This window comes from Streptomyces sp. NPDC004752, assembly GCF_053601275.1.
Genome location: NZ_JBSGBN010000097.1, coordinates 24208 through 36041 on the forward strand (window position 1 = coordinate 24208; position 11834 = coordinate 36041).

10 protein-coding genes and 1 pseudogene are annotated in these 11834 nt (G+C 72.3%); 5 read left to right on the top strand and 6 right to left on the bottom strand.

Annotated features, from left to right (window positions below; translation table 11 throughout):
* Positions 1–157 precede the first annotated feature (157 nt).
* Positions 158–2797 (top strand): outer membrane protein assembly factor BamB family protein, encoded by a 2640-nt coding sequence (locus tag ACWEKM_RS32275; protein ID WP_451624808.1) that lies wholly within the window; start codon positions 158–160, stop codon positions 2795–2797.
* Positions 2798–3060: 263 nt separating this feature from the next.
* Here the strand turns inward: ACWEKM_RS32275 and ACWEKM_RS32280 are convergent, their stop codons facing one another.
* A complete protein-coding gene (locus ACWEKM_RS32280; RefSeq protein ID WP_451624817.1) occupies positions 3061–4479 on the bottom strand; it encodes a M1 family metallopeptidase in 1419 nt (472 codons plus the stop codon).
* 174 nt (positions 4480–4653) lie between these two features.
* Here ACWEKM_RS32280 and ACWEKM_RS32285 point away from each other — a divergent pair, with 174 nt between their 5' ends.
* On the top strand, positions 4654–5004 hold the full coding sequence (locus tag ACWEKM_RS32285; RefSeq protein WP_451624809.1) for a DUF488 domain-containing protein: 351 nt from the start codon (positions 4654–4656) through the stop codon (positions 5002–5004).
* Between the two features lie 57 nt (positions 5005–5061).
* On the opposite strand, the gene ACWEKM_RS32290 is transcribed toward ACWEKM_RS32285, so the two are convergent.
* On the bottom strand, positions 5062–6735 hold the full coding sequence (locus ACWEKM_RS32290) for an FAD-binding dehydrogenase (RefSeq protein WP_451624810.1): 1674 nt from the start codon (positions 6733–6735) through the stop codon (positions 5062–5064).
* Positions 6736–6755: 20 nt separating this feature from the next.
* The gene (locus ACWEKM_RS32295) at positions 6756–7394 is read right to left on the bottom strand and encodes a TetR/AcrR family transcriptional regulator (protein WP_451624811.1); all 639 of its coding nucleotides are present in this window, start codon (positions 7392–7394) and stop codon (positions 6756–6758) included.
* 221 nt (positions 7395–7615) lie between these two features.
* On the opposite strand from ACWEKM_RS32295, the gene ACWEKM_RS32300 reads away from it, so the two are divergent.
* From ACWEKM_RS32300 to ACWEKM_RS32310, 3 genes are all read left to right on the top strand, one after another.
* Positions 7616–8242, top strand: a complete 627-nt coding sequence (locus ACWEKM_RS32300) for an alpha-ketoglutarate-dependent dioxygenase AlkB (RefSeq protein ID WP_451624812.1) — start codon at positions 7616–7618, stop codon at positions 8240–8242.
* Between the two features lie 85 nt (positions 8243–8327).
* Positions 8328–9086 carry an MBL fold metallo-hydrolase gene (locus ACWEKM_RS32305; protein ID WP_451624813.1) on the top strand — a complete coding sequence of 253 codons (759 nt, stop codon included), beginning with the start codon at positions 8328–8330 and terminating at the stop codon, positions 9084–9086.
* 19 nt (positions 9087–9105) lie between these two features.
* Positions 9106–10341, top strand: coding sequence for a DUF4032 domain-containing protein (locus ACWEKM_RS32310; RefSeq protein WP_451624814.1), 1236 nt, complete (start codon positions 9106–9108; stop codon positions 10339–10341).
* 145 nt (positions 10342–10486) lie between these two features.
* Here the strand turns inward: ACWEKM_RS32310 and ACWEKM_RS32315 are convergent.
* From ACWEKM_RS32315 to ACWEKM_RS32325, 3 genes and pseudogenes are all read right to left on the bottom strand, one after another.
* Positions 10487–10573 (bottom strand): annotated as a pseudogene (locus tag ACWEKM_RS32315) (universal stress protein); the annotation flags it as partial.
* A gap of 139 nt (positions 10574–10712) precedes the next feature.
* Positions 10713–11585, bottom strand: coding sequence for a universal stress protein (locus tag ACWEKM_RS32320; protein ID WP_451624815.1), 873 nt, complete (start codon positions 11583–11585; stop codon positions 10713–10715).
* A gap of 123 nt (positions 11586–11708) precedes the next feature.
* Positions 11709–11834 (bottom strand): integrase core domain-containing protein (locus tag ACWEKM_RS32325; protein ID WP_451621525.1); only part of this gene is annotated, 126 nt, incomplete at its 5' end.

The following is an 11834-nucleotide window of genomic DNA, read 5'->3' on the forward strand; positions in this document are numbered from 1 at the left end:
CAACCACCACCGGCTGCCACATCGCACTCGGGCGCGATGCCGCCTTCGGCCTGGACAGTCCGACCATCGAACACCTAGCCTCTGCCCTAGGACAGGTCTAGGTGGATGAGGGCGGCCCAGCACGCGCCAGCTGAGCTGGCCCGGACCAGGAGGACCGATGGCGGGCGAATGGTGGACCCCGCGGGGGGACGGGCGCAACCTCGGACGGACGGAACTGCGGGGCGAGTACCGCCGTGCCCCGGCCGAGGTGTGGCACTTGAACACCGGCGGTGACGTCCGGTTCGCCCGCACCGCGCGGGTCCGTGACACCGAGGCCCTGCTGGTACAGGCGGGCAGCACACTGGCCGCGACCGCGTGGGACGGCACCCCGCTGTGGCGCGCCGACACACTCGGGATCACCCGGGTGCTGCACGCCGGCCGGTTCGGCGGGTCCCATGCCTGGCACGCCCTGGTCGTCACCGACGAGCGCACAGCGGCCCTCGTCGACCTGGACACCGGGGCACCCACGTGGACATGGAGCACCGAGCCGCAGGCCAGCCTCGCCGGACCGGGCACTTCCAAGGTCTTCGGCGTCCCCGGCGGTTTGCGGTGGGTATGTTTCCCGACCTACTCGACACGGGGCCGCTGCGTCGACTTCACCGATCCGGACCGGCCTTCAGTGGTGTGGGACGTGGACTATGCAGACGCGTACGACGCCGGGTTCGGGCCGGTCGTCGCGGTGGCGGACCTCAGCGGGCACGGACGTCCTCAAGTGCTGCTGTCCAGCCGTTGCGGTACCGGCTACGCCCGCGACGACACCGAGGCGCTGGTCCTCGGCCGCGAGGACGGTCGGCTCTGTCAAGCGGTCCTTGACGCTGCGACCGGCGCCGTACAACTCGCCACGGACTACCGGCCGGATCCCGGCGATTACCCTTGCGCCCGCCCATACGGACTCTTGCAAGCCGTGTCGCTGGACGGCGGCCCGCGGCTCGGAGCCGTGCTGGTCAGCTGCCAGGTCGAGGAGTACGTGGCGGTCACCGCGCACGCCGACTCGGGATTGCGGCGCGCCTGGGGTTGCTTCGTGGAGAAGGACTGGCCCGAGGATCACCGTGAGCTGCGGCCGCAGCTCACGTCGGTCGCCGACGTACGAGGAACCGGGCGTCCGGACCTGGTCGTGGGCCTGTGGCAGGACGACGGGTGGCAAACGCTCGTCGTGGACTTGGAGTCCGGGCCCTCCGGGCCGCCATCCGGTGGCGGGCTGGCGGACGGGGCCCTGGGGGTGCTGCCGGGGAGGTATTTCTGGGGTTGCCACGATCTCGACGGTGACGGGCGACCGAAACTGGTGGTGAGTCGGGAGTCCTCGCGACGGCCGGGCCGCCGCAGCGTGCTGGAGATCGTTGACGGCGCGACATGGGAGACGGTGGCCGAACTGGCCGACGCGGCACTGCTGTTGTCCACGGACTCGGAGTTGCCGGAACACATCGCGTTCCACGCCGAGCGGCGCAGCGCGATCGAGGTACGGGACGGCGAAGGTCGAGCAGGGCTGTTGGTGCGGCGGGACGACGGGATCCATATGTGGAGCGGTCGGGCGCTGCGTTGGCTGGCCGGGCCGGAATACACGCGGGCTGATTGGCACGAAGGAGAGCTTCTGCTGTCCACGGCAGACGGCCGGGTCAGCAGATGCGGTCCTGATCTCCGCCCGATCGGCTCGCCGGTGCCTGCGCACGGGCGGTTCTGCCAGCCGTTGGTCTGGAACCGGGAGCAGGGGCCTGAGATCGTCGCCGACGTGGCCGGCGGATGGGTCGTCGGTGGACGGGTGAGTGGCGGGAACCTCGGTTCCACCCTTTCCGTCTGTTCTGAAGGACTCGAATCCGGATGGCGTGTGCCGGGTACCCTGCCAAGCCTGCATCGCGACGCCGATGGCATCCATCGGCTGGTTGTGTCCGACCCGGGCGGCGACCACCCGGCTGCGTCCCTCCACCGTGAACCCGGCGCCCCGGACGCCACGTCGATCACGATCGCGTTGCCCGCACCTCCGGCACTCGCCCTCGTCCCGTTCGGCCGCGCCTTCCACCTGCTCGCCAACCTGCACACCGGTGTCCACACCGCCGCGCTCGCCCTCTACGACGAATCCGGCGCGGTTGTGTGGTCCGATCCACTGCACGGCGGCCACCCGTCCCTGCCCGGAGTCATGCCCATGGGCGACGACACCTGGCTGATCGCCGCCGACGACCACGGGCGCCTACGCCTCTACGACTCGACCGGAGATGTCCGCACGGAGAACGACTGGACCGCCGCGTACACCACACCGGTCGCCGTTCCGGCCGCTGATGGCGTTGGTGGTACGGCCGCCGTACTGCGCGCGGATGGAATTCACGGCCTGGAACTGATCGGCCTCGACGGTAGGACGATCTGGCGGGTCAGCACCGAACTGTGGCGCTACTTCCCGGGCCGCGCGGCCTTGGCACGCGCTCTCGAACCGGGACACTGGCTCCTCGGAGCCGTGTCCCGCGACGGCGAGTTCGCAGCGTTCGACGCGGCCAGCGGTGAGGTCCACTGGCGTCTCGATATCGGCCCCACCATCCCCGAGCGCGCCGTGGCGGCAGGTGACCTCGACGGCGACGGCCGCGACGAGTTCCTTGTAGGTACTCGAGACGGACGTCTGCTGTGCTTGCGCGACGGAGCCATCGTCTGGGAGCACCAGCTCCCCGCCGCGATCACCAACCCGGTGCTCGCCGACGTGGACGGCGACGGCCGGCTACAGATCCTGGTGGCAACCGCCGACGGGAAGGTGCGGTTGTTCGCGGCCACAGCTTGACTCTGTCGGGGATCTTGAGCGGCTGCGTCAGTCGCTGGTCGCTCGCCATGACCGCGGGCGGGAATGAGGTGACCGGCCGGGGAGCGCCGCGGCGGGGCGGGGCGCTCCGGAGTGCCGGTGGCTGCCGAGTGCGGGGTCGCCCGCGCCGCCGCAGCCGCAGTCGCAGCCGCTGAGCGGGAGGGGGGCCGCGAGGAGCGCGAGTGCGGGGCGGCGCCGGATCATGTGCCGACCTTTGGCGGCAGATGTGAGGAACTCGTCGGGTTCTAGGCCCGCTTCGGCTTCCCCTCGGTGTACAGCCAGGTGTGGAACAGGTCCTTCAGGTTTTTCCCGGACTCCTGCTCGGCCAGGCGCACGAACTCCTCGGTGGTGCCGTGTCCGTCGCGGTGCTGGGTGGGCCAGGCGCGCAGGATCCGGAAGAACGTGGGGTCGCCGACGGCCCTGCGCAGCTCGTGCAGGGTCATGGCGCCGCGGTCGTACACCGGGTCCTCGAAGAGGTTGTCGCCGCTGCCGGGATCGCCGGGCGGGATGTCCCACAGGTCGTCGTCCTTCGGGCTGGCGTACAGCTCGTCGAATGTCTCCTGGGCGGTGTCGCCGCCGTGCTGTTCGTCGTAGAGCCACTCCGCGTAGCTCGCGAAGCCCTCGTTGAGCCAGATGTCCTTCCAGGAGGTGAGGGCGACGGAGTCGCCGAACCACTGGTGGGCGATCTCATGGACGAAGGTCGACAGGTCGGGTGCCGAGTCGTAGACGGGCCGGGTCTGGCTCTCCAGGGCGTACCCGACGTCCGGGGCGTGGTCGACGATCGAACCGGCGGCCCGGTACGGGTACGGGCCGAAGAGCTTGCTCTCCCACTCCAGCACGGAGGGCAGTTTCTTCAGGACGGGCACCGACGCCTTCGCCTCCCGGGGGTCGACGGCGTTGTACACCTGGATGCCGTCGGCGGTGGTGTACCGCTCGACATCGAACTTCCCGATCGAGGCCGTGGCCAGATAGGCGGCCATCGGCTCGCTCTGGCGCCAGCGGAAGGTGGTGCGGCCGTTCTCGGTGCGCTGCCCGAGCAGGACACCGTTGGCGACGGCGGTACGCCCCTCGGGGACGGTGATCGTGACGTCGTAGGAGGACTTGTCCAGCGGGTGGTTGTTCGCCGGGAACCAGGTCATCGAGCCCTGTGGCTGCCCGGCGACGAACGCGCCGTCGTCGGTGTGGATCCAGCCGTCCTGGGAGCCGTCGGAGTCGGTGATGGGCTGGGGCGTGCCGTTGTAGTCGACCCTGACCTGGAACTCCTGGTCCTTGTCGAGGGACCGGCGCGGGGTGATGACCAGTTCCTGGCCGCTGCGGCGGACGCCCGCGGCCTCGCGGTCGACGGTGACGCCGGTGACCTTGAGCCCCTGGAGGTCGAGGTCGAAGCTGGACAGCGCGTGGGTGGCGCGGGCGGTGAGGACCGCCGTGCCGTCGAGGTGCCGGGCGGCGGTGTCGTAACGGAGCGTCAAGTCGTAGTGCTGGACGTGGTATCCGCCGTTTCCGGCGAGCGGGAAGTAGGGGTCGCCGACGCCGGAGGCTCCGGGCGCGGCGGCCAAGGACGGTTCGGCGGCGCCGAGCAGCGCCGCCAGGGCGACGGGGACGGTGGCGAGGACGGCCTTGCGGCGCAGCACCGTGGTGCGTCGTCCTGCGCCCTGCGGTGGCAGTGGCGTCACATGCGCTCCTTGAGAGGGGGCCGATGATCGTCCGCCCCAGACTAGGGTCGGTTTCGCCCCGAATTGCCCATGCTCGGGGGAATTCGCTCCGCGTCGTCCACCGGTCGGCCGGTCTCGTCACAGTACGCTCGCGGCACCGTCCGCGCCCCCAGAAAGGTCCCGATCGTGAGCGTACGCGTGCGTCGCGTCTACGAACCGCCCGAGCCCGACGACGGTCTGCGGGTCCTGGTCGACCGGCTCTGGCCGCGCGGCATGGCCAAGGATGCCGCCGAGATCGACGAGTGGCCCAAGACCCTGACCCCGTCGACCGAGCTGCGCCAGTGGTACCACGCGGGCGAGGGTGACTACGCCGAGTTCCGCCACCGCTACGAGGTCGAACTGGAGGAGCCGGAGTCCGCCGCGCTCCTCGACGGACTGCGCGCGTCGGCCCGCACCGGGCCGGTGACGCTGCTCACCGCTTCCAAGAACCCGCGGCAGAGCCATGCGGCGGTCCTGGCGGCGCTGCTGAGCGACTGACCCGGCGACTGACCCGGTGACTCACTCGGTGACCGCCCCGGCGGCCCGCCCGGCCGCTCAGCCGGTCTGCCGTGCCGCGGCCCGCCCCGCGGCGCGGCCGGAGAACAGGCAGCCGCCGAGGAAGGTGCCCTCCAGCGCGTTGTAGCCGTGGACGCCGCCGCCGCCGAACCCGGCCACCTCACCCGCCGCGTACAGCCCGTCCACGGGCTGCCCGTCGGCGCCCAGCGCGCGGGAGTCCAGGTCGGTCTGGATGCCGCCGAGTGTCTTGCGGGTGAGGATGTGCAGCTTGACGCCGATGAGCGGGCCCGCGGCGGGGTCGAGGACGCGGTGCGGGACGGCGACCCGGCCGAGGCGGTCACCGATGTAGCGGCGGGCGTTGCGGATGCCCTGGATCTGGGAGTCCTTGCTGTAGGGGTTGTCGATCTGCAGATCGCGGGCCTCGATCTGGCGGCGCACCACGGCGGGGTCCAGCAGGGGCCGCTGAGTGAGACCGTTCATCTTCTCGACGAGCCGCTCCAGGGTGTCGGCGGTCACGAAGTCCGCTCCGTGGCGCACGAAGTCCCGCACCGGCCCGGGGGCGCCGTTGCCGAGCAGCCGGTCGCGCAGCACCGCCCTGCGGTCCTTGGCCGTGATGTCGGGGTTCTGCTCGGAGCCCGACAGCGCGAACTCCTTCTCGATGATCTTCCGGGTGAGGATGAACCAGGAGTGGTCGTGGCCCTTGAGGTCCTCGGTGGTACGCAGATGCCCGAGGGTGCTCAGGGTGTCGTAGCCGGGCAGACAGGGGTCGGGCAGCCGGCGGCCGAGCGCGTCCAGCCAGACCGAGGAGGGTCCGGGCAGGATGCGGATGCCGTGCCCGGGCCAGACCGGGTCCCAGTTGCGCAGGCCCTCCGTGTAGTGCCACATGCGGTCCCGGTTGACCAGGCGCACGCCCGCCCGGGCGCTGATGTCGAGCATCCGGCCGTCGACATGGGCGGGGACGCCGGTGACCAGGTGCGCGGGGGGTGTGCCGAGCCGCTCGGGCCAGAACCGGCGCACCATGTCGTGATTGGCGCCGATGCCGCCGCTGGTGACGATCACGGCCTGGGCGGTGAGCTCGAAGTCACCGATCCGGTCGCGGTTGGAGGCGACCCCGCGGGGCGCGTCGTCGGGGGCGAGCACGGTGCCGCGGACCCCGGTCATCCGCCCCGCCTCGACGACGAGTTCGTCCACCCGGTGACGGTGATGGAAGGTCAGCAGCCCGTCCCGGGCGGCCTGCCGGGCGTGGCGCGCGAACGGCTCGACGACGCCGGTGCCGGTGCCCCAGGCGATGTGGAAGCGGGGCACGGAGTTGCCGTGCCCGTCGGCGCGCAGATCCCCGCGTTCGGCCCAGCCGACGGTGGGCAGCAGGGAGATGCCGTGCCCCTGGAGCCAGGACCGCTTCTCGCCGGCCGCGAACTCGACGTAGGCGCGGGCCCAGCGCACCGCCCAGGAGTCCTCGTCCGCGAGCCGGTCGAATCGCGCGCTGCCCTGCCAGTCGTTCCAGGCGAGGTCGAAGGAGTCCTTGATGCCGAGGCGCCGCTGCTGAGGGGAGTCGACGAGGAAGAGCCCGCCGAAGGACCAGAACGCCTGGCCGCCGAGGTTGGCGGCGTTCTCCTGGTCGACCAGGGCCACGCGCCTGCCCCGGCTGGTGAGTTCGTGCGCCGCGACCAGGCCGGCGAGGCCCGCTCCGACGACGATGACGTCCGCGTCCATGGCGAGGCGTTCCCTTCCCTCTACGAATCGTGCGGGGCGTGCGGGGTGCCGCTGCCGTCGGTCAGCAGCGCGGTGAGCAGGTGGCCGAGCCAGACACGGGCGGCGTCCACGTCCCGGTCCAGCAGCAGTTGGGTGGAGACCCCGTCGTAGGCGGCGACCACGGCGTGCGCGGCGCCCTCGGCGTCGCCGAGCACGGCGGGGAGCGCGGTGTGGCCCCCGGCCCGGGCAAGCCGGTCCGCGATCGCCCGTCTGAGGCGGGCCCGGTGGTCGAGGAGTGCCCGGGCCACAGCAGGGCGGCGGGCGGCGTGCACCAGGAAGTCCGTCTTGACCAGCAGCCAGTCCACGTCCAGCAGGAGCACCTCGGTGACCCGGGCCACGGAGGCGGGGACGTCGAGGCCGGGGCCGTCCAGGGCCAGCGCGTCGGCCACCTGCTCGGCGATGAGGCCGGCCCGCTCCCGGTAGAGGGCGAAGAACAGCTCGTCCAGGGTGGCGAAGTTGGAGTAGAACGCGCCTCTGCTGAAGCCGGCGGCCTCGCAGACCTCTTCGATGGAGACATGGCCGAAGCCCTTCGCCGCGAACACCGTGAACGCGGCGTCGAGCAGCCTGGCCCGGGTCCGTACCCGGCGCCGGGTCACCCGCCCCGCCGTCTGCCCCGTCACGCTCGGACCTCCAGTCGATACGGGAATCGAACCGGGCATCGAACCAGGAGTCGATACGGAATTCGATACGGGAATGTATCGGATACGCCGATGTATCGAAAGGCCGGGAAGCGCCGTCGCACAGCGGCACGCACCGGGCCGAAAGAGCGTCACCGTACAACGGCACGCGCCGGGCCGCGATCGTGGGAACACATTTTCGATTCGCGGGCTACGCTGGTGGCATGGCCACGCACTTCCAGGGCTCCCTGTTCGACCAGACCGACGAACTGCGGCTCGCCGCACTCGACGGCGCGCGCCGGACCGCACTGGGCGCCGGCGCCTGGATCGATGTGCTGCCCGGCTGGCTGAGCGGCGCCGACTCACTGTTCGAGCGACTGGCCGCGGATGTGCCGTGGCACGCGGAACGGCGCACGATGTACGACAGCGTCGTCGACGTGCCGCGGCTGCTCGCCTTCTACGGGGCCGACGACCCACTGCCGCATCCACTGCTGGCCGAGGCCCGCGACGCGCTCTGCCGCCATTACGCCGGCGAGCTGGGCGAGCCCTTCACCACGGCCGGCCTGTGCTACTACCGCGACGGCCGGGACAGCGTCGCCTGGCACGGCGACCGGATCGGGCGGGGCGCCCGCGAGGACACCATGGTGGCGATCCTCTCCGTGGGCACCCCTCGGGACCTGCTGCTGCGCCCGGCGGGCGGCGGCCACTCGGTCCGTCGGCCGCTCGGCCACGGCGATCTCCTCGTGATGGGCGGCTCCTGCCAGCGGACATGGGAGCACTGCGTCCCGAAGACGACGCGCGCCACGGGGCCGCGCATCAGCGTCCAGTTCCGCCCGCACGGCGTACGGTGAGGCTCGCGCACCCCGCACACCACGGCGGCCCGCGCGTCTGGTTCGCTGCCCCCGTCGGGCAGCACACTCAGGACTCGGGGAGATCATGCGGGCAGACGTACGCCAAGTCGCCGACGGTGCCTACCTGGTGCGCGGCAACCACACCAACTGGGTGATCCTCACCGACGGGGACGCGGCGACCCTGGTGGACACCGGCTATCCCGGGGACCGGCAGTTGGTGCTCGACTCCCTGAACGCGGTGGGTAGCGCACCCGAGGCGGTCGAGGCCGTGCTGATCACGCACGCGCACAACGACCACCTGGGCTCGGCCGAGTACCTGCGCGGCGCCTACAAAACCCCGGTCTATCTGCACGAGGCCGAAGTCCCGCACGCCCGCCGGGAGTTCCTCCAGCAGGTGTCCGCGGGCGCGGTGCTGCGCAACGCCTGGCGGCCCGGCGTCGTGCCGTGGCTCGTGCATGTGCTGCGGGTCGGGGGCACGCAGCAGCACCCGGTCACCGCTCCCGAGGCGTTCCCCACCACGGGCGCGCTGGACCTGCCGGGCCGGCCGGTCCCGGTGCACACCCCCGGCCACACCGACGGGCACACCGTCTACCACCTGCCCGACCTCGGCATCGTCGTCTCCGGCGACGCCCTGGTCAGCGGCCACCCCATCGCCCGGCTGCGCGGACCCCAGCTGCTGCCGGTGATGTTCGACCATGCCCGAGCCCGCGCCGTGGACTCGCTGGACCTGATCGCGAGGCTCGACGGCGACATCCTGCTGCCGGGCCACGGGCCGGTGCACCACGGGTCGGTGCGCGAGGCCGCCGAGCAGGCCCGGGACCGGGCGCTGACCCGCGCGCGGTAGGCCGTATAGGGTTCGCGGCATGGCCATGCAGATCAGCGCCACCAACCCGGAGCACCCCGCGCTCCTGCTGGAACTCCCCTGGAGTCTGCCCCTTCAGGAGTGGCCCGAGGACTACCTCGTGCCGCTCCCCCGCGGCATCTCCCGGCACGTGGTGCGCTACGCCCGGGCCGGCACCGAGGTCATCGCGGTCAAGGAACTCGCACAGCGGCCCGCGCTGCGCGAGTACGAGCTGCTGCGCGACCTGGACCGGATCGGCATCCCCGCCGTCGACCCGCTGGCCCTGATCACGGGCCGCACCGACGCCGCCGGGGAGCCGCTGGAGTCGGTGCTGGTCACCCGGCATCTGCGCGGCTCGATGCCGTACCGCTCGATGTTCGAGACGACCATGCGGCCGGAGACCATGCACCGGCTCATGGACGCCCTGGCCGTGCTGCTGGTGCGGCTGCACCTGGCCGGGTTCGCCTGGGGCGACTGCTCGCTGTCCAACACGCTGTTCCGGCGCGACGCGGGCGCGTACGCCGCCTATCTGGTGGACGCCGAGACCGGCGACCTGCGCCCGCGGCTCAGCCCCGGGCAGCGGGAGTACGACCTCGACCTGGCGCGCGTGAACATCAGCGGCGAGCTGCTGGACCTGGAGGCGTCCGGGGCGCTGCACCCCTCCGTCGACGCCGTCGAGTTCGGTCACGAGATCCGCATCCGCTACGACGCGCTGTGGGAGGAGCTGACCCGCACCTCGGTGTACCCGGCGGGCAAGTACCACTACATCGAGCGCCGCATCCGGCGCCTGAACGACCTCGGCTTCGACGTGGCCGAGATGCAGATCGAGCACTCCTCCAACGGCGACACCGTCACCTTCGTGCCCAAGGTCGTCGACGCGGGCCACCACCAGCGCCAACTGCTGCGCCTGACCGGCCTGGACACCGAGGAGAACCAGGCCCGGCGGCTGCTGAACGACCTGGAGAGCTGGATGGCCACCCAGGAGGACTACGCGCCCGGCGACCCCCTCGCCGCGCCTCCCGAGGTACTGGCCCACCGCTGGGTGCGGGACGTGTTCCGTCCGACCGTGCGGGACGTGCCGCTTCGGCTGCGCGGAGCGATGGATCCCGCGGAGATCTACCACGAGCTGCTCGAACACCGCTGGTATCTGTCCGAGCGGGCGCAGCAGGACATCGGCCTGGACACGGCGGTCGCCGACTACATCGCGAACGTCCTGCCGAAGGCCCGCGAGACGCTGGAGCCGACGACCCCCGAGTGACCCGACGTCGGGCCCGAGGCGCGCGGGCTCGGCTGGGCGCTCCGCTGGATCGGTCGTGGTCGGTCGTCGTTCGACCGCGGCGCCGTCGTGGCCGGGCGCGCCGTTCCCCGCGCCCCTTACGGAGCGCCGGCGGGGCGGGGTGTGGTCAGGTGCGCGACACCACAGCCACCGGGCACGGCGCGTGGTGCAGCACTCCGTGCGCCACCGAGCCGACGCGGGCCGCCCCGCTGGAAGAGCCATGGTCGGTCGTCGTTCGACCGCGGCGCCGTCGTGGCCGGGCGCGCCGTTCCCCGCACCCCTTACGGAGCGCTGCCCGGACCACGGCGCAAGCGGCCACGCCCCTCCCGGGGCGCGGCCACGCCACCGCGCGATCAGTCGTGTGGCACCACGGCCACCGGGCACGGCGCGTGGTGCAGCACTCCGTGCGCCACCGAGCCGATGCGGGCGCCGACCGCCGTGTGGTGTGCCCGGCGTCCCACCACCATCAGCTGGGCCCGATCGGCGACCGACAGCAGCACCTGGCCCGCGCTGCCCATCTCGACGTGCTCGGTGACGGGGACGCCGGGGAACCGCTCCCGCCACGGTGCGAGCGCCTCGGCCAGCGCCTTCCGCTCGTACGGCTCCAGGCCCCCGGCGTCGTCGAGGAGCTTCATCGAACCCGGGCTGTAGGCGAAGACGGGCGGCAGGGTCCAGGCCCGGACGGCACGGAGCGTGGCCCGGCGGGCCGCGGCGGTCTCGAACGCGAACCGCAGGGCGGCGGCGCTGTCCTGCGGGCCGCCCTGCTGACCCACGACCACGTCCCGGCCGGCCGCCTCGGTGGCGGCCCGGTCGCCGGCGCGCACCAGCACGACCGGCCGCGCGGCCTCGGCGATCACCTGCTGTCCGACGGAGCCGAGCAGGAACCCGACGACCCCCGTGTGCCCGCGCGAACCGAGCACCAGCAGCTCCGCGCCGGCCGCGGCGGCGACCAGCGACTCGACGGCGTGGCCCTCCACGACGTCCACGGTCACCGTCAGCTCCGGGTGGCGCTCGGTGACCGTGCGCACCGCCGCCGCGGTCGCGCCGCGCACCCAGCCGTCCTGGGTGTCCCGGTCCGCCGCCCCGACGGCCTCGTGCGGCTGGAACCGCCACACGTGCAGCACGTGCAGGGGCCGGTCCCGCCGGACGGCTTCCCGGGCCGCCCAGGCCAGCGCGGCCAGGCTCTCCTCCGTACCGTCGACCCCTGCCGTGATCGGGCGTGTCATGCGCAGGTCCTCCTGCTCGTCGTCGCGCGTCTGCGGGGTCCAGTCTTCCCCACCCGGGCCGCAGTACGGCCCGCCGGGGGTACCCCGACCTGGGGCTTGACCCGGGATCGTGGACACCGGTTGTTATGCGGCAGTGGTCAGAGTAACTGATCGCTGTTCGAAGGCGTTCGGGCTCATCTGGCCGATGCTGGAGTGCCTCCTTCTGGTGTTGTAGCGGGTGGCCCATCGGAAGACCGCGAGGCGGGCTGC

Bases quoted from the DNA above. Each gene is read 5' to 3' on its own strand.
- ACWEKM_RS32275 (WP_451624808.1), top strand. From the start codon at position 158: ATGGCGGGCGAATGGTGGACCCCGCGGGGGGACGGGCGCAACCTCGGA.
- ACWEKM_RS32290 (WP_451624810.1), bottom strand. From the start codon at position 6,735: ATGGACGCGGACGTCATCGTCGTCGGAGCGGGCCTCGCCGGCCTGGTC.
- ACWEKM_RS32300 (WP_451624812.1), top strand. From the start codon at position 7,616: ATGGCCACGCACTTCCAGGGCTCCCTGTTCGACCAGACCGACGAACTG.
- ACWEKM_RS32305 (WP_451624813.1), top strand. From the start codon at position 8,328: ATGCGGGCAGACGTACGCCAAGTCGCCGACGGTGCCTACCTGGTGCGC.
- ACWEKM_RS32310 (WP_451624814.1), top strand. From the start codon at position 9,106: ATGGCCATGCAGATCAGCGCCACCAACCCGGAGCACCCCGCGCTCCTG.
- ACWEKM_RS32320 (WP_451624815.1), bottom strand. From the start codon at position 11,585: ATGACACGCCCGATCACGGCAGGGGTCGACGGTACGGAGGAGAGCCTG.